This is a genomic window from Mesorhizobium sp. WSM4846 (assembly GCF_055811415.1).
The window spans coordinates 1-15766 of sequence record NZ_JBVVPZ010000036.1 but is presented as its reverse complement, the minus strand read 5'-3'; the positions used below and the strand labels follow the sequence as shown (position 1 = coordinate 15766).

Here is a 15766-nt window from a genome sequence, read left to right as displayed (position 1 = left end):
CCAACCCGCCGAGATCAGCGTGTTCGAGGCCGACTAGCTGCACGACCGGGCGAGAGCTAGAATATCCTCCCACGAAGCGCTCGACCCCTTCGAAACACAGGATGCAAATTGCTCTTCACCAAGTGTTTCGCGGGTCACCGATATAATCTTCTGAAAATCGGCGTTGTCGGTCGGCTCGAACCGGGCTCCAAATCGCGTTAAACGCGCCTGGATGGCACCGATGATCCAGGCAGCTTCCTTGGCGGCTCCCTTTGCCAGGAATACCCCGCTGACAGCGGCAGTCGCCAGGTTGACAACCACCGGGTAGTCGTACCTCTCGCTGATGGCCAAGGCGTCGCGGGCCAACCTGGCTGCCTCTTTCCAGTCTCCTTGGTGCAGCCTGAAATGAGCCAGGTTCTGCAACAAATGACCTGGCCAGTAGGTATCCCCGAGACCTTCCAGCAGGGAAAGAGCTTCCTGATAGTATTTCTCGGCCGTCTTCTCGTCGCCTTCTGAACGGGCCCCTTCGCCGAAAGCGATCAACGCCACCACGGCCCCGTAGTCGTCGCCCAAGGCCCTGAAGAGTTCCAGCGACCCGCTTATCAGTTCGAGACCGGTTTCCAGATCTTCTCCCAACGTCACCTTGGCAATGCCCAAAATAATGCCGGAACTCGCTGCACCGGCTTGATTGCCAAGCTCCAGACAGAGCCTATGGCTTTCATTGGACAATTCGTGAGCCCTTGCAGGATCGCCCGACATGTAGCTGATCCAACCTGCTGCATCCAATATCTCGGCGAGCGGACCTGCCTCTCCTACGTGCCGAGCCTGCGCCACAGCTACTTTCGACCACCGCTTCGCTTCAGAGAATTGGCCACGGGAGATCCAGAACCACTTCAGCGCGCAAAATAGCTTGGCCGTCCCGTCCGCGTCTGACTGCTTCATCAGCCATTCAAGAGCAGCTCTTATGTTGCCGGTCTCCTGGAAAAGCCGTTCGACGCAATCCCGTTGATTGTGCCGCATCACGTTCGGAGCATCGTCCGCGACGAGGGCGGCAAAGTAGCGGGCATGCTGCGCCTGACAATCCTGCAACGAACCCGACTGGCTCAGGCCTTGGCTGGCGTACTCTCGAATGGTGTCGAGCAAGTGGAGCCTTTGCTTCCCGAGCGTCACATTCTGATACACCAGGTTCTTTGCTAGAAGAGACTCCAAGTGTTCGACGGCCTCATCACCGTTGCACCATGGAGCCATCACATATTCTGCCGCCGCCACGTCAAACCCACCCACAAAGACAGACAGCTTCCGGAACGCCTCGCGCTCGTCCTTCGTCAGAAGATCCTCACTCCATTGAATGGCCCCCCGCAAGGTGCGGTGGCGTGGGTCGACATCTCTCACCTTGTGCTTGAGGCTGTGCAGACCTCTGACAAGCCGCCGCGAGAGTGCGGCCGGATCCAGCACGCGTATGTGCGAAGCAGCGAGCTCGATCGCCAAGGGCAAACCGTCGAGGCGCCGACAGATTTGAACAATCTCACGGGCAACGTCGGGCGTTAGCCTAAACTCTGGACGTTCTCGCTGGGCCAGGTCGACGAAGAGCCGTACACAGGGGTTCTGCGAAACCTCGTCGAAAGGGGCCCTTTCATCGGGGAGAGGCAGCGGTCCCACGACAACTTCCGTCTCACCTCGAACGCCCAAGGTCTCCCGGCTGGTGACAATGAAAGCAAGATGGGGACATTCCTTCATCAACGACGTCACGGTCGGGGCACCGGCAATGACGTGCTCGAACGTGTCAAGAATCAACAACAAGTGCGCATCGCCGATCGAGTTGCGCAGGGACTCGATCGCAGAAAGTCCAGCTACTTCCTGTATGCCTAACGTCTGGCATATCGCAGACGGAATCAAATCTGCACTGTGGATGTTGCCGAGCTGGGCAAAGAATACGCCACGAGCGAAGGATTGTATCAGTGACCTGCCAACCACGAGCGAAAGAGACGTCTTTCCAGAACCGCCCGTGCCGGTGAGTGTGACCAATCTGCGCCCGCTTTCGAGGATAAGTCGCCGGACCTTCTCGACGTCCGCGTCCCTTCCGAAGAATGCCTCCGGCTCGAGAGCGAGATTCGTCCTGTTTGCACCCATCGACGAGATGGGCGCAAAATCGCTGGGCAGTCCTGGAACCACCAGGTCGAACAGCGCTTCCGGATAGCGCAGATCTTTCAGGCGGTGGAAGCCAAGGTCGCGGATGTGCATGCCCGGCTGAATTGCACTTTGAGAGATATCATCACGGACGGCATGCGAAATCACAATCTGCCCACCGTGCGCAACTGCACTTATTCGAGCCGCGCGATGTACTTCTATGCCCACGATCGCGGATTCATGCCGCTGCACCGTGCCAGCGTGCAAACCCATTCGCACTTTGGGCTCGCACCCCTTAGCCCATTTTTCCTTGCTGATTGCAATTTGGGCGTCGATCGCTGCCCGAACCCCCAGGTCCGCGCCGGGGAACAGCGCGAAGATGGAATCTCCGGCAACCCCGACTTCCTCTCCTCCATGCGACTCGATGGCGTTTCGGAGCAGCTCATGGTGCCGCGACAACATCAATGGATAGACATCGGCATATCTGTCAACGAGCCCTGTCGACCCCTCGATGTCCGTGAACAGCATGCAGACGCTTTCACTCTGCAAGCCGTCGTTGCTGGTTAGTTGCGTTCCCATTGTGGTTGGTGTTCCATAGGTTCCTGAGCACTTGCAGGCGGAAAGAGGATGCGTCTCAAGCTTTTCGTCAGGGCGTGCAGGTCCCGCTGCTTCGCCAAGTCCGGCGTCGACAATCTCCCACTGGTCGCCAGCTCGTTCCAACACGAGACTTGGTGGGCGCACGCAAGTTCCAGCTCGGCGTCTTGAAGGTCGCTCGCCTCAGGTGAAATCCCGAGTCGCCGTGCCTCCCTCACCGCTCGATTGAATACGTTGAACCCTGTAAGAGCGGCGTCGAAGTCGAAGGAAGTGCTGATCGCGGCCCAGAGCGTATTTGCCTGCTCGACCGTCAGCTTGCTGGTGATTTCTTGTGTTGAAAGTCCATGCAGATGCATGCGGTGAATGTATCCGGAAACCACGATCCACGCCACCAGATCATCTCGGATTGCATCTATTTTGGTGCCGTCGAGCGGGTCAGGCCCACGCTCGCGCCCTTCGTCCAACAATCCGAACAGTCCAGGCCCATATTTTGGCGGCTGTGGTCGCAAAGCCCCCGTCCGCAACCATTTTTCGAGCCTGCGAAACGCCAGCTTCGCGTCCTGCCGCTTTGCGTCGGCCCCCTTGAGAAACTCTTGCGTCGCCATGGGAGGTATGACCCCGGCATCCTTGAACGCCGCGCTCCATGTGCGATGAGAGTAATGCGTTGATTTGGCAGCTGCAACGATGGAAACACCGTCGGCTGTCGTCATCACGCCAAGGTTCACGGCTCGGCGCAATGCAACACGAATATTGATGAGCGGGTCTGTCAGCGACGGATAGGGCCTATCCTCCCTGAACGTGACGGCGACTTCATCCTCGGAGGATATCGCGCGCCGCCGGTATAGGCGGTAGACGATGCCAATCCCCAGCGCGCCAGCCGGGTAACAGTCTGCGGAACGCAGCGCGCCCATGCTCGAAGCTCCGATGACGACAGCTCCGTCTTTGATGACATCAATGACCTCGCGCGGGGGAACAGCGAGTGAGCCGCCAAAGACACCATCGATTATGAGAAAAATGGAATGCTTGAGGATACGGTAGCGATAGAGGTCACCGCGCCGGCAGGGCCGCGCCACCAGGGCGTCGGGCAGAACCGAGAGAACATCCTCTCGCGGCGCCGTTGGCCCAATGAAAACGATCGGCGGCAGCTCATGCATCACAAGAGGTGTCTCGCACATCTCCAGCCGACGCGATGGCGGTCCGCGACGAAGGCGGAGAGGCCAGGCACCCTGACCCTCACGACTGCAATGCCTAGATCGTCGCGTTTCATGTCCACGGCGATTGCTTGCCGGATGCCCACCGATCCCAGCCGATCGAGAATATAGTCAGTTTCGGATTCCAGATCGTCGAACGCCCTGCTTCGAAGCGCAGAGAACGGGACCATCGGCGCCTTGCAGAGCAGATGCCGTCTTGCCGAGAGCGTGAACGGCCGAGCCGTTGCGGACAGGCCGTTGAAAGTGTCTCTTGCGCCCTGAATGACGCCAACACGCGACTGGAATGCTTCGGTAACCGCTCGCCGAAGGGCCGTTTCTGTAACTGGGTCGGCTCCCCAGCCACCGAAGACATGCGTGATCGGGCCATGCTCGGTCAGGAAGGCGCGATCGACCAGCATGCAGCCGACGACCGGGATTTCCAGATCGCTGGTCAGGTCCTCAAGAACGACATCCATGCCGGCTTCGGTCGCGGACAAGACGAAGCGCTTACAGGACTCTGGAATCGAGTCCGGATCGATCCTCGCCTTGTGGGGTGGCACGCGCCCGTCATCCCCGAACAGATCGAAGAACTGATGCTGGCTCACAGCGTCTCGCTCTATCACTTCCAGGAGCGCATGGCGCAGCGCCTCCGCATAGGTAGCGGCTGCGGCCAGTCCGTTCGTATCGACATGATCCAATATTCCCTGCTTGGGCGGCGTCCTAGCGAGGTCGGCCGCGATCCAGATCGGCCGGGAACCGTATAGATCCCAGGCCTCGACCCATTCGAACTCCAGGTTCGCTTGGTAAGCGGTCCGCGGCGGCAAATCGAAATCCAGAGGATCAGCGACGTTGACACCGGATGCGCGAAGCTGCTCGAAGCTCGCACAGCGGGAGGGAGCAGCAATCCGCTCGGCCGCGACCCTTTCTACCGCCTCCATGATCGCGCTGATCCGCGCCGATCGCCGGTCCGGCCCCTTCCCCAAATGGGTCGTCAAGTCGCTTGCGAGCGGCGAAATCGCCGCGAACACCGGCGCGCCCACGCAGTCAAGGGGCGTGATATCCGCCAAGCGTGTTATTGGCAATCGGTCCAGTATCCCTTCAACCAACTCTTCAACGAAGCCAAGGTCGCAAACTCTTCCGCTTTGTGGCGAGAGTTTCCCGAAAGTCTCTGCCTTCGCGGCGGGCCAGGTGCTAAGCCGGGACGTCAGTGCCTCAGCCTTCTTACAAGCCGCAAACTGCGAAATGGTAATCTTTGTTGTGTAAGGTGAGATGAGACCCGGTGCTTTCCGCGATCTTTTTAAGAACCGTTATTTCATCAGGACTCAAGTTCGAAATCACATCGTGAACATTCGGCGGCAACATGTTCTCTTGGATGTCGGGGATTACCCCGCTGTCTTTCAAGCTTTGGAAATTCTTTGCAAAATCCGGCATCGGTTCCCCCTGAATCTCGCGATCTGGAAACAGTCTGTGAAGCAGCAATGCGAAGATATCGAGCGCTATTGTAATTGGTCTCCTGGAACTGTCCAGTCATTATTAGCAGGTCATAATACATCTGAATTGCCTAGCGCTGCGGAGGATTATCGTTCAGGGGCAGGTGTCGTCGTGGCCGACAGTAGTGACGCTGATGACGTCCGAAGTGACGAGTTGAATGTGCACCCGAGTTCCAGCAGAATGGGTCACATCTCAGAACGCCAAGGCGAATCGGAGGGAGTTTGCCGGGAGTTCGACGGCTTGGCCCCCTCGGCTCATGAGCGCTCAGTTCGTTATGTCCTCTCATGAAGGTTGTAAGTATGTCCATCGCCAACAGTGAAAGCGTCAGGACCAAAGTCGCTCTCTGTATCGGCCCGCTCGAGGCTGCGTTCGAGAAGCTGTGGAGCCACGATCCGCTGGAACAGGTCGTCCCACCCTACCTTGTCTTGCTTCACCAGCTGATGCGGGCCTCAGTCCCGTTGATGGGCCGTGGGGCTGAAGTCTGTGAAAAGCTGGCGGCAACGGATCCTTTGGCGAGAAGGTTGGGTGCTTATTATCTCGGCCATATCGAAGATGAGCGGGACCACGATGCTTGGGCGCTCGAGGATCTTGCTTCAGCAGGTTACGATGTGGACTCTGCGCTTTCGATTGTGCCCTCGCCCCAGTTGGCCAATCTCGTTGGCTCGCAATATTACTGGCTGAACCATCACCACCCGATCATGCTGATGGGATACATCACAGTTCTCGAAGCATTTCCTCCTTCCAAGCAGCGTGTCGATGAAATCCGAGATCGGTCGGGCGTTCCTGAAGCGGCATTCAGGACATTGAGAATTCATGGAGAGCTTGATCCGACACATAGTGCCGAGATCGACGACACATTGAATGAACTCCCGCTGGGCAAAATCCATCTCGAAATGATTGGCGTGAGCGTCCTTCATACTTGCGAGTGGCTCTCCAGGAGCGTCCAATCCTTGAGACCCGTCGAGTCTTTGGCGAGAAGGGTTCGCTGACATACAGCAACCGCGTTCGACAGGTCGCATAGCCGACCTGCTCGTTCGCTGTGTGCAAGGCGGAGCCAGCTCACCGTCTGCACAATTTGGTGATGTAGAGGTGACAATTGTGCGCCGCATCGAGCAGGATCTCTCCGGGCGCACAAAGATGCTCCACGCCAGACCGGGCGAAGCGGACGCGCGTTGGGCCAGCGACAGCCGATTGCGGAGGCATGGAATTGCCCACCGCGCCCCCGAAACTTTCCTCGTGATACTGCGAGAACGCGATGCCGATCTCCGCGAGACAGGCCCGAACCGTTCGCATAAAGGGCTCGGGGCCGCAGAGATATAACGTGCGCTGGTGAAGGTCGGGAGCCAGCCGCAGGAGCATGGGGCCGTCGATCCGACCCGTAGGGCCTTGCCATGCCGAACCTTCCTGGCTGCAGACGAAGCTTACATCAATATTGGAGAATCGCGCGGCGAGCGCCTCCAATTCGGAGCGGAAGACGATGTCGTCCGCAGTCCGGGCGCAGTGAATGAAACGAATGTCATGGCCAGATGCCCGGTCCGTTAGCGCCCGCAGCATCGACTTGACGGGACTGATGCCGCTGCCGCCCGAAAGAAAGAGCGGCTTCTCACATGGCAGGTCGTCGAAATTGAACCGTCCGACAGGCCGGAGATTATCGTGGAGCCAGTTTGAAACGAGGCCGCCCTTCACTCGCGTCGACGCGTGGGAGGATCACCCAAACTTGGTAGCAACGGCTGGCTTCGGTAGCTCCAGCCGTAGCTCGAATGTCTGCAACGGAGAAGCCTGATCAACGTCCGGAAATTGGCGCAACGACGATGTCCAGAGTAATCGCCGGCAACGTCTGCTATCGGGCAACAGCAAAGATCACCTCAATGGCCGACATGAGGCGCAAAGCGGACCCTAACAAAGCAGCGCATTTTGTGCGTTCCATTGCGCCGGTGCCGGCTTAAGTAGATCAGCAGTTGTCATCGTGGCGGGTTGGTGTCGTCGAGGACCGTCTCAACGATTGCCGGAGAAAGCAGCGTCAGTTGCAAGAGACGATTGACGTATGAGGCGCTGATTTTCTCTGCCTTGGCGATATCCTCGGCGCTCGCGTAGGCGCCCTGCTTCAGCGTCTGCTGCCAGCAATAGGCGCGGGCAATTGCTTTAACGAGTGTGTTGTCGACTAGTGGCCGAGCAGACGCCCATTTCTCCTGGCAAACCGGCGCGACGATCAGCTTGCGCCCTCCCCGCTTGCGAAGCGTCAGCATGGTGATGATGCTTCCGTTGCCGCTGACCTCTGCATCGGACATCGCGCGCTCCTGACATCCTGACGCTGGTTGAGATCGGCCGCAAGACCGGCCAGTCCCTCGGTGCGCAGGCGGATGGGAAAGGCTATCCATTGTCACGTCCACGCGTTCGACCAGCAACTGGACGATGCGCGTCTGTTCGGCCGGAAGAGCTCATCCCAGAGTGGATCCAACTGGACGAGGGCTTCACGGACCTCGGTTTCAGTGATGTCGGAGTCGTCCTTTCGCGTGGCCATCTAGGTCTTTACGATCATCTCGGGCGTTCGAAGCAGCGCCCGAAGCTGGTCGATGACCGCAGCCTCGATCTCGCCTGCCGGCACACGGCGGACCGGGCATGTCTCCGGTCCGAGCTTCTGCACGCTCGTGGTGACGTAGTACCTGTACAACCGCCCCTTCTTGCGGGTATGGACAGGTGTCATGGCGTAGCCGCTCGGAGCAAAGATCAGCCCCTTCAGCAAGGCTGGCGTCTGCCTTGCGGCTCTGTCCGGCCCGCTTGCTCGGGCTTTCCGCCACGATCGAGCGGACCTTGTCCCAGAGTTCGCGGCTGATGATCGCCTGATGCTCGCCAGGGAAGCTCGTACCCTTGTGGACGGCGTCACCGACGTAGACGCGATTGCTCAGCAGCTTGTAGAGCAGGCCCTTGTCGAAGGCCTTCCCGTTCCTGCGCCTGAGACCCTCCGCATTCAGTGTTCGCGCCAGGATGGTTGCCGAACCGATCTGCAGGAACCGTTCGAAGATCATGCGGACGGTGGCGGCATCTTCCTCGTGTACGAGCAGCTTCCGGTTATCGACACGATAGCCGAACGGCACATTGCCGCCCATCCACATGCCGCGCTTGCGCGATGCTGCGAACTTGTCACGGATGCGCTCGCCGATCACCTCGCGTTCGAACTGGGCGAAGGACAACAGGATGTTGAGCGTCAGCCGGCCCATCGAGATGGTAGTGTTAAAACTCTGGGTCACCGAGACGAAGGTGACGTCATTGGCGTCGAAGGCCTCGACCAGCCGTGAGAAGTCCATGAGCAAGCGTGACAGGCGGTCGATCTTATAGACCACGACCACGTCGACTAAGCCCACGTCCATGTCGGCCAGCAGGCGCTTCAAGGCAGGGCGTTCCAGCGTGGCGCCGGAGATGCCGCCATCGTCATACCGATCACCAGAACCCCCCAAGGGCCTTCTGGCTGGCCACAAAGGCCTCACAGGCCTCGCGTTGGGCATCGAAGCCCCTCCTCGCTGGACTTGCGCGTGTAGACCGCGCAGCGAAGCTTGCGGACGATGGTCTTTGCATCAGCAATGTTTGACTGGTATGGCCTGCCCTGCCAACTCTTCTCCCAATGCTTTCAGCCGTTCTACCGTCTCCGGCTTCAGGCCCACCGAAGGCGAGTTCCTGGATGCGATATGCAAGCCGGCTTTCTAGGAAACGCCTGCTGTAGGGCGGCGGCTCCCGGTCGAAACAGGTCACGCCACTGCGCCTTCAACTCCGGTGTCGGGATCGTCTTCAGCGCCGCCACAAGGGGCCAGCACGCTCGGATCGGTGTATCGATCAGGTGTGAGCGCCCTGCCCTCGCCGACCATGTTCGCCTTGGCGCGGTTCCGGCCAAGCCGGTCTTCATCATCGCCAACGCGGCGAGGGTCTTTCTGTCACGCTATTTAGGGGCGAAGCCGCCCACAGACACTAATATAGTTTTCTGAGGCGATTCATTCCAGCCGTGTAGAGCAGTCTTGATGGGGCCTATATATGTAGGCGGCTTCGGCGCGGCTACAACGGTCGCAAGAACATCGAGTCAGAGGGGGTGTTCGGCCGGGTTAGAGGTGTTGGCAGTTTTTCTTCTTGTATTCCGTGCGCGCCCATTTAGACATATTTTCCATGTGCTTATTAGCGCCATCCATATCCATCGCAAATACGGAGACTGCCCCAAGTATGTAATCTATGTTCGGCCCTGGATAGAGGAATTCCTTTGGTATACTAAGCAGTTCACTGTCGGCCACCATACCGGCGTTGGCCGCGGTTAAATATTGAGTACCCCAGACATAAGCGAGATTTCTTAGTCTTAGTCTGGCTTTTTCGGCTTCTCCACCTTCGATTAGGTTGGCATAATAGGAGCATCGAAAAGCAAGCCAACTCTTGTTCGCTAGTTCGACTGTCGCCGAATCTGCGTAGCAGTATTGCGGACTGAGAAGAAAAAGCGGCAGAAAGATTGTTAGTCGCATCAGTATCCCCCAAGCTCTCTATCATCATGCACCGCCTGGGGCACGTCGGCAACTTTCTAGCGACTCCTTCCCTTTTAGTCGTTTGATTAAATTAATCAAAGAATCGGGAAAAATGTCCGCGTGAGATGGCAGCGGGTGCGGCGAAACTCGATTCCGTTTAAGAATCGAGTGCCCCCGGTCAGCGGCTCAGCAATGGCCGTCTGCGACATATCCAACGATCAATCCATTTTGAGCCGTAACGGTTTCGCTGCACGACAATTGACCCGTTGTCGAATCCTGCTGCGTCCTCGACCAAGTCAACGTCTGAAGTCCGTCCGGTGCCTGATATGAAGCATTGGGGGCTCCGCCCATCCGGCCCATTGCCACAGCGATTGGTTGGCCGATTAAGTCGGTGCCGCCCTTCGCCTTCAGATAGGGAGACGAGACGCACCCGATTACACCGCATCTCGTGTTCGCACTGTCGGTGCTTCTGCAGGCCGGTAAGCTCAGCAATGCCGCGCAAATGATCGCAGCGCTCGAAATTGGTTTTATCATCCGTCCCTCCCATGCTGATTTCTAATGGTAGGCCACTCTAACTGGGTTTCGCCCCGTCCCGGCAGATTGTCATTGTTCGGCTTCACGTCCGGCCGCAGCGCGTAGAATTCTTTCCAAGATAGGCGTCTGCCTCGGTATGGCTGCGCGGATTCGTTGTAGGCGGTGGTGCTCGTTGAGCGGGGCGTGGTGGCGGTGGTGGTCATGGGGGATCTCCCATATTTATGGTCAGTTTTGAGATAAAAGAGCTGTACGAAGTTCTGATAATCTTCCCTTTCGTGGGAGGGCTGTGTGGTGTCGGAAACAGGTGAGCAGGAATACTATCGGCAGCTTGGCGGCATGAAGAAATCTTAAGAAATGCATTCCGAGATAAGTTTCCGGACGCGAGGCTAACGACAATCTTCAATTTGGTTCGTATAGAATCGCGTATTGTGGAAGCGTAGTTGAGAAATCCACTCGCTTCGGGCTGGTGACACTTTGGGCAGGGGTGGAAAATGACTCTGATCGATAGACACACTGAAGCTGCAGCTGGCAACCGATACATTGTGATGAGGTCCAAGTATGACCGTGAGGCGCATACGAAGGGGCCCTATTATGCCTATTCAGATCGTGCATCAGATCGACTGGGCGCAGGGGTCGGGGAGCCAAGAGCACGCAGCCTGGAATCCGTAACCGGCATGCTTGATCGCATCGGCTGCGGCTATCTCGTGCTGAACCGCGAGAGGAAAGTGGTCGAATGGAACGCCGCCGCTCAAACCACGCTGGAGCGCCAGGGCGAAGTGGCCGATACGGCCAGCGAGCTTTCGGTGGCCTTGAGGCGGCTGGTCGCGAATGTTCCGGCCCATTTCCTGCCGGGCTCACTATCGTGGGTAGTGATCCGCAGCAGCGGCGACAGGCCGGTGATATTGAACGAGAACGGGTTTATCGCTCCTGACGGAACGAGCATTGTGGCGTTGCTGGACCGCGAGAACAGGTCGGGTCCAAATGCTCAGACGCTGCAAAAGATGTTTGGCTTGACGACCGCGGAAACGCACCTCGCGTTGCGTTTGGCTCAGGGCGATGCGCCTTTGGAGATTGCCCGCAGTTGGCGCCTCAGCCGCACCACGATCCGCTCCCAGCTTGCCTCGCTGTTCGCCAAGACCGAAACGAAACGTCAGGCGGAACTGGTGGCTCTTCTTGGGCGCATTTCAGTCTTGCCATAAGGGCGTCGTTTGAATCCATCTCAGCAAACAGCCAATCCCGAAACGCTTTGACTTTCCGCTGGGCATGGCGCGGGGCGGGTAGACGACGAAGTATTTTGACGAGGCCTCGAGGGCGAGTTCAAATGACGTACAAGTGTGCCGGCGGCAGCCGGTAATTCCGCCCGTTCCCTCAGGCGGCTATTCCACAAAATCTAGGATGCTTGGGCGCCCCTTGGCGCGGTTCCGGCCAAGCCGGTCTTCATCATCGCCAACGCGGCGAGGGTCTTTCTTAGGGCTATATACGGTTGAGAGGCAAAAAAGACAGGTTTTGATTCTCCGAAAAATGTATCGCCCTTGGGCCGGAGATCGAAAGGCCCCCTTTAGTCGTCTTTCTTCAAGTCCTCGGCTTCGTCTTTGATCTTCGCCCAATCGTTGCCGTGCTTGCGGAGGAGGCCTCGCGCCTGATTGGGCGACAAGTCAGTGATTTCCGTCAGGTGTTCAACTTCTAGCTCTGCACCCTTCTTAACTCGACTAATGTCGCTCGTCTTTTTGACTGCCATTTGTCGTCTCCTTTGCCCACAGTCAGTGGCAACGAGTGTCGAACATTGAGGTTCCGCCCCCCGGAACAAACTGCCGTCCGCTTGGTTTTCTCCGTCGAAGGAGATCACCATGCTTCGATTCCTCATCCGCCTCGGTGCGCTGTACGCGGCATTCGCAATTGGTCGCGAGTTCGGCCGCACCGAGGCGGAGGTTATGCAGCAGCTGCCGCCTGTCGATGACGAGCATCGCCCGACGGCAAGCGACGAGGCGGAATTCGGAGAGCCGACTTAGGCGTTTGCTCATTGTCATTCGCAGGCTTCAAGTCCGGCCTGATCTTCCAGAATTCGTTCCAGCTAATACGACGAACTTGAACGGCGCCGTCGCCATCGTGATGGTGCGGGAAGTCATGCTGCTGTCCTCATTTTGCGCGACGGACAGACAGGACACTTCCCTATATCTGCGTCCTGTCTGTCTGCTCTCAATAAACCGGACAGACAGGACAGATGCTTGGTTGGGGACCTGTCTGTCCGGCTGTCGGGCCATTATTCTAGCGGTGACTTAAGTGTCTGGGCCGCTTGCCTTGCCAAACCAGATGGCGCCTTCTATTCCGTAGTCGCCCTTGACCACCCATTCCTTACGAAGCCAGTAGTCCAGCGCACGGTCAAAGCCCTTCTTCTTGGTATCGGCGGTTCCCATCTTCCTGGTACAGAACACATCCCGCAGAGCAGAGATTGCAGCAACCCTGACCCTTGGCCCGTCTGACCCGAAGGGCATGAGATAGTCGGTTGAATCCAAGAGAGCAGTGCGGATAATCCCCTCTAACAACCGGGCGTTCTCGGACGGCTTTCTTTCTTTCGGCTCGTCGCCAGCTGCCGTTTCATCGGCCACCATCTCGTCAATGATGGCAGCGGTCACATCTCCTATTTGAACTGAGGTGTAACGGACCTTCCCGATATTTCGCTGGCCGGGACCACTGCGGTTCTTCCCGACATAGATCGTATGCCACCCACCGTCTCCGTCGAGCAGCACAAGCTCAAGGGCTGTGACAGCCTCAAGCGTTTCGCCCTTCGTCGCCTTGTTGTTCTCGCGGTTGGTATGGTTGAGCACGGCGATGACGACGCCCTCGGCTTCCGCGACCTCTCGCAGGCCATTGAGGGCTGGCGATGTGTACTTGTCATCAAGTACCGACTGCCCGCCCAGTGCCGCCCGAAGTGTGTCGACCACCAGCATAACATGGCGTTCAGGATCCAGCGCCTTAGCCTGACGGACTATCTCCATTGCAATGGCCTTGGCCTTCTGCGGATTTGTCAGCGGAAAACCCTCGGCGGATTTCACGATTTTGATGCTCGTATTGCCGATGGCCTCAAGTCGATTGGCTACGTCGCCTCCATCTTCCGCCGCGATGTACGCAACGGTCGTTGGCTTCGTGTCTCGCCCAAGGAAAGGCTCGCCCCTATCCAGCGTGTCCGCGATGGCGACCATCAATGCCGTCTTGCCAGCACCAGGTCGACCACCCACGGCGATCAGCGTGCCAGTTCGGACGAGACCCTTAATGATCGCGTCGGCGGTTCCATGCTCCTGCGCCTTGAACTCTTCATAGGACAGGAGTCGAATGCCGTTGTTATCGTTGGCCGGTTTTGGCGGAACAGTCGCTTCCTCGAAGTTGCCGCCCGGCTCGGACTTCCAATTCATCTTCACCATTATGCCGCCTCCAGCATATCGGCGAAATCAGTTCCGACGTCGGAAGGCGCGGTAATCGTCACCTCACGTCCTGCCGCGTGCCAACGTCGGCCGCACTCATTGGCAGCCGTGAAGCCAGTACCGGAAGCATCGTTGTCGGCGAATATCGTCAAGGCCTCGACGCCATGTAGAACGGCGAGCCGCTCTATGTTGCCGGCCGACAAGCAAGCCCAAATTGGCGCGAAGCCCGTGGCGAGTGCGGTTTCTATGCCTTCCGCGATTGCAAGTCCGGTCGACACATCCTCATCTGGCGATAGGCGAACGACGGCGCCCTTGGCGCGGCCGAGCATACGGCGGTCGAGCTTGCGTCCTTCGGCGTCGAGGAACGTGCGGTGGACGCCACAGGGACGGCCCGTGGCCGTGTCCGTCATTAGCGCGACCATCATCTGCCTGCCGCGGTGGAAGCGCAGGACGTCACCGCTGTAGGCCAGCCTGCGGCCTGCCAGATAGCGTTCAGCCAATGTGCCTGAGATCGGAACGGACTCAGCCCAAAGACGCAGCGCCGATTCCGATTTCCTGTGTTCATCTAGGAGCACAGGCGACGGATTGCGGTTGTCGTTCGCAGGCCGCTGTCGGCCATCAGAAAGACCGAGGCGGTCCTTGACGTAATCGCGACACTCGCGCCAGTCGTCGCCGGCAAAACTGTGCGAAACGAAGGAGCCGTCATCTGCAAATGTGATGGAAAGGGAGCGGTCGCTCCGGGAATGGCCGGGGCCAGGACAAAGAATTCTGTTGCGGCTGGAAATGTCGCCGCCGAGGGCAAGGGCTGTGGCTTTAAGACTGGCGATGCACATGGACGGCGATTCCCTCGCGATAGGCGACGCTTGCGGCGCGCGAAATGGTGTCTGCAAGTGCTGGCGTGAATGTAGCGACGCGGGCACCGTGGGCGTTCGGCGCATACGTCAGGAATCGGCCGTCGTCGGTCTTGATCAAGCGCAGGCCGTACAGCCTGCAATCCACGGTCAGCGCCAAATCGAAGTGCGCAATTGTCCTCCCCACGCCGGGTGGCGCAGGTCGAATGTCTAGAATTTTCACTGTTGGTATTTCCCATTTGACGGTTTGCCGCGGTTTGGTTCCGCGGTGGGTTTTTGTAGTCGGTGGGTTAGGCAAGGCTTGGCTTTCCGCTGAGCCTTGCGCCAGGCAAGAGCCGCCTGGACTGCGGCAAGTTCGGCGTCGAGTTCGGGCAGCGTCATTTCGCTGAGGGGTTTCATGCGACTGCCCTCAACGAACGCGCAGCATCAATGCGTGCCTGAATCCAGTCGGTCACCTCCGAGCGCACAAACGCCACGCGCCGGTCCCCGAGTGGAATTGCCGACGGGAAGCGACCTTCAGAGCGATACCTATTCACCATGGTCCGGCTAAGGCTGGTCATTCTGGTGGCGTCATTAAGGCTGACTAGAGTTGGTGAGTTGTCATTGGCGTGCATAAACATCTCCCTCGCCGCAGTGCGGCGGTTCAAGAACCAATATGATTGATGAAGGGACGCCACACGGTGGCGGCAGGAGGGGGATTTTAGAAAGGTGCTCCGCGAAAAACGGTAGCCGGGTCAGGCAAGTTTTCGACTCATCTAAGACCGTATGGTTGTTATAGGCGTTTTCGCCTATCGTGTCAAGATGGTGGGGCTGCGAGGGATCGAAGCACTAGATGTTGATTGCAACTACTTGCCGCAGTAGGTGGCCCAATCTTCCATCAGCGCACGCCTCTTCTCTAACGCATCGCCACGCGCGTAGGCTCGTTCGACCGCATCACCGACTGCGTGAGCTAATGCCATCTCAGCAAGGTCACGCGGATGGTCAGACGCTTCCGTGGCCCAGTCCTTGAATGTCGAACGCATGCCATGGGCGGTGACAACCTTGGGCTTTCCGTCGGCGTCAAGTTGTTTAGGGTCGACCCACCC

General features: G+C 58.3%; 18 protein-coding genes and 1 pseudogene. 3 read left to right on the top strand and 16 right to left on the bottom strand.

Annotated features, from left to right (window positions below):
• Nucleotides 1-33 precede the first annotated feature (33 nt).
• The 4 genes from AC0L15_RS24785 to AC0L15_RS24770 form a co-directional block, all read right to left on the bottom strand.
• A complete protein-coding gene (locus AC0L15_RS24785; RefSeq protein WP_473497394.1) occupies nucleotides 34-2685 on the bottom strand; it encodes an adenylate/guanylate cyclase domain-containing protein in 2652 nt (883 codons plus the stop codon).
• A complete protein-coding gene (locus tag AC0L15_RS24780) occupies nucleotides 2670-3854 on the bottom strand; it encodes a TfuA-like protein (protein ID WP_287225847.1) in 1185 nt (394 codons plus the stop codon). The genes AC0L15_RS24785 and AC0L15_RS24780 overlap by 16 nt, the downstream gene beginning before the upstream one ends.
• Nucleotides 3854-4972 carry a YcaO-like family protein gene (locus tag AC0L15_RS24775; RefSeq protein ID WP_287137047.1) on the bottom strand — a complete coding sequence of 373 codons (1119 nt, stop codon included), beginning with the start codon at nucleotides 4970-4972 and terminating at the stop codon, nucleotides 3854-3856. The genes AC0L15_RS24780 and AC0L15_RS24775 overlap by 1 nt, the downstream gene beginning before the upstream one ends.
• Before the next feature lie 139 nt (nucleotides 4973-5111).
• The gene (locus AC0L15_RS24770; protein ID WP_031255812.1) at nucleotides 5112-5321 is read right to left on the bottom strand and encodes a hypothetical protein; all 210 of its coding nucleotides are present in this window, start codon (nucleotides 5319-5321) and stop codon (nucleotides 5112-5114) included.
• A 359-nt stretch (nucleotides 5322-5680) separates the two neighbouring features.
• Between AC0L15_RS24770 and AC0L15_RS24765 the strand changes: the two genes are divergently transcribed.
• On the top strand, nucleotides 5681-6370 hold the full coding sequence (locus tag AC0L15_RS24765) for an iron-containing redox enzyme family protein (protein WP_287249739.1): 690 nt from the start codon (nucleotides 5681-5683) through the stop codon (nucleotides 6368-6370).
• Nucleotides 6371-6440: 70 nt separating this feature from the next.
• Here AC0L15_RS24765 and AC0L15_RS24760 read toward each other — a convergent pair whose 3' ends face one another.
• The 5 genes from AC0L15_RS24760 to AC0L15_RS24740 form a co-directional block, all read right to left on the bottom strand.
• Entirely contained in the window at nucleotides 6441-7067 is a 627-nt protein-coding gene (locus tag AC0L15_RS24760) for a ferredoxin reductase domain-containing protein (protein WP_473497391.1), read from the bottom strand.
• Nucleotides 7068-7342: 275 nt separating this feature from the next.
• The gene (locus AC0L15_RS24755) at nucleotides 7343-7669 is read right to left on the bottom strand and encodes a hypothetical protein (RefSeq protein ID WP_287322158.1); all 327 of its coding nucleotides are present in this window, start codon (nucleotides 7667-7669) and stop codon (nucleotides 7343-7345) included.
• Between the two features lie 198 nt (nucleotides 7670-7867).
• A complete protein-coding gene (locus AC0L15_RS24750) occupies nucleotides 7868-8770 on the bottom strand; it encodes a recombinase family protein (RefSeq protein WP_473497390.1) in 903 nt (300 codons plus the stop codon).
• Nucleotides 8771-8819: 49 nt separating this feature from the next.
• Nucleotides 8820-9128, bottom strand: a complete 309-nt coding sequence (locus AC0L15_RS24745; RefSeq protein ID WP_473497389.1) for a DUF2924 domain-containing protein — start codon at nucleotides 9126-9128, stop codon at nucleotides 8820-8822.
• A gap of 344 nt (nucleotides 9129-9472) precedes the next feature.
• Nucleotides 9473-9877, bottom strand: coding sequence for a hypothetical protein (locus AC0L15_RS24740; protein ID WP_473497387.1), 405 nt, complete (start codon nucleotides 9875-9877; stop codon nucleotides 9473-9475).
• A gap of 1208 nt (nucleotides 9878-11085) precedes the next feature.
• Here AC0L15_RS24740 and AC0L15_RS24735 point away from each other — a divergent pair.
• Nucleotides 11086-11610, top strand: a complete 525-nt coding sequence (locus AC0L15_RS24735) for a helix-turn-helix transcriptional regulator (RefSeq protein ID WP_473497385.1) — start codon at nucleotides 11086-11088, stop codon at nucleotides 11608-11610.
• A gap of 359 nt (nucleotides 11611-11969) precedes the next feature.
• Here the strand turns inward: AC0L15_RS24735 and AC0L15_RS24730 are convergent, their stop codons facing one another.
• Nucleotides 11970-12149 carry a hypothetical protein gene (locus AC0L15_RS24730; RefSeq protein WP_473497383.1) on the bottom strand — a complete coding sequence of 60 codons (180 nt, stop codon included), beginning with the start codon at nucleotides 12147-12149 and terminating at the stop codon, nucleotides 11970-11972.
• Nucleotides 12150-12258: 109 nt separating this feature from the next.
• On the opposite strand from AC0L15_RS24730, the gene AC0L15_RS24725 reads away from it, so the two are divergent.
• A complete protein-coding gene (locus AC0L15_RS24725; RefSeq protein ID WP_473497381.1) occupies nucleotides 12259-12420 on the top strand; it encodes a hypothetical protein in 162 nt (53 codons plus the stop codon).
• Nucleotides 12421-12687: 267 nt separating this feature from the next.
• On the opposite strand, the gene AC0L15_RS24720 is transcribed toward AC0L15_RS24725, so the two are convergent.
• From AC0L15_RS24720 to AC0L15_RS24695, 6 genes and pseudogenes are all read right to left on the bottom strand, one after another.
• On the bottom strand, nucleotides 12688-13830 hold the full coding sequence (locus AC0L15_RS24720; RefSeq protein WP_473497379.1) for an AAA family ATPase: 1143 nt from the start codon (nucleotides 13828-13830) through the stop codon (nucleotides 12688-12690).
• Entirely contained in the window at nucleotides 13830-14663 is an 834-nt protein-coding gene (locus AC0L15_RS24715) for a DUF7146 domain-containing protein (RefSeq protein ID WP_473497377.1), read from the bottom strand. Before AC0L15_RS24715 ends, AC0L15_RS24720 begins: the two co-directional genes overlap by 1 nt.
• Nucleotides 14644-14904, bottom strand: a complete 261-nt coding sequence (locus AC0L15_RS24710) for a hypothetical protein (RefSeq protein WP_473497375.1) — start codon at nucleotides 14902-14904, stop codon at nucleotides 14644-14646. Before AC0L15_RS24710 ends, AC0L15_RS24715 begins: the two co-directional genes overlap by 20 nt.
• On the bottom strand, nucleotides 14901-15080 hold the full coding sequence (locus AC0L15_RS24705) for a hypothetical protein (protein WP_473497373.1): 180 nt from the start codon (nucleotides 15078-15080) through the stop codon (nucleotides 14901-14903). Before AC0L15_RS24705 ends, AC0L15_RS24710 begins: the two co-directional genes overlap by 4 nt.
• Nucleotides 15077-15295 carry a helix-turn-helix transcriptional regulator gene (locus AC0L15_RS24700; protein ID WP_473497372.1) on the bottom strand — a complete coding sequence of 73 codons (219 nt, stop codon included), beginning with the start codon at nucleotides 15293-15295 and terminating at the stop codon, nucleotides 15077-15079. The genes AC0L15_RS24705 and AC0L15_RS24700 overlap by 4 nt, the downstream gene beginning before the upstream one ends.
• A gap of 231 nt (nucleotides 15296-15526) precedes the next feature.
• Nucleotides 15527-15766 (bottom strand): annotated as a pseudogene (locus tag AC0L15_RS24695) (tyrosine-type recombinase/integrase); the annotation flags it as partial.

Excerpts from the sequence above, each read along its gene's own strand:
- AC0L15_RS24725 (WP_473497381.1), top strand. The coding sequence starts at position 12,259 with ATGCTTCGATTCCTCATCCGCCTCGGTGCGCTGTACGCGGCATTCGCA.
- AC0L15_RS24765 (WP_287249739.1), top strand. The coding sequence starts at position 5,681 with ATGTCCATCGCCAACAGTGAAAGCGTCAGGACCAAAGTCGCTCTCTGT.
- AC0L15_RS24755 (WP_287322158.1), bottom strand. The coding sequence starts at position 7,669 with ATGTCCGATGCAGAGGTCAGCGGCAACGGAAGCATCATCACCATGCTG.
- AC0L15_RS24785 (WP_473497394.1), bottom strand. The coding sequence starts at position 2,685 with ATGGGAACGCAACTAACCAGCAACGACGGCTTGCAGAGTGAAAGCGTC.
- AC0L15_RS24735 (WP_473497385.1), top strand. The coding sequence starts at position 11,086 with ATGCTTGATCGCATCGGCTGCGGCTATCTCGTGCTGAACCGCGAGAGG.
- AC0L15_RS24715 (WP_473497377.1), bottom strand. The coding sequence starts at position 14,663 with ATGTGCATCGCCAGTCTTAAAGCCACAGCCCTTGCCCTCGGCGGCGAC.
- AC0L15_RS24740 (WP_473497387.1), bottom strand. The coding sequence starts at position 9,877 with ATGCGACTAACAATCTTTCTGCCGCTTTTTCTTCTCAGTCCGCAATAC.
- AC0L15_RS24770 (WP_031255812.1), bottom strand. The coding sequence starts at position 5,321 with ATGCCGGATTTTGCAAAGAATTTCCAAAGCTTGAAAGACAGCGGGGTA.
- AC0L15_RS24705 (WP_473497373.1), bottom strand. The coding sequence starts at position 15,080 with ATGAAACCCCTCAGCGAAATGACGCTGCCCGAACTCGACGCCGAACTT.
- AC0L15_RS24720 (WP_473497379.1), bottom strand. The coding sequence starts at position 13,830 with ATGGTGAAGATGAATTGGAAGTCCGAGCCGGGCGGCAACTTCGAGGAA.
- AC0L15_RS24730 (WP_473497383.1), bottom strand. The coding sequence starts at position 12,149 with ATGGCAGTCAAAAAGACGAGCGACATTAGTCGAGTTAAGAAGGGTGCA.
- AC0L15_RS24780 (WP_287225847.1), bottom strand. The coding sequence starts at position 3,854 with ATGCATGAGCTGCCGCCGATCGTTTTCATTGGGCCAACGGCGCCGCGA.
- AC0L15_RS24700 (WP_473497372.1), bottom strand. The coding sequence starts at position 15,295 with ATGCACGCCAATGACAACTCACCAACTCTAGTCAGCCTTAATGACGCC.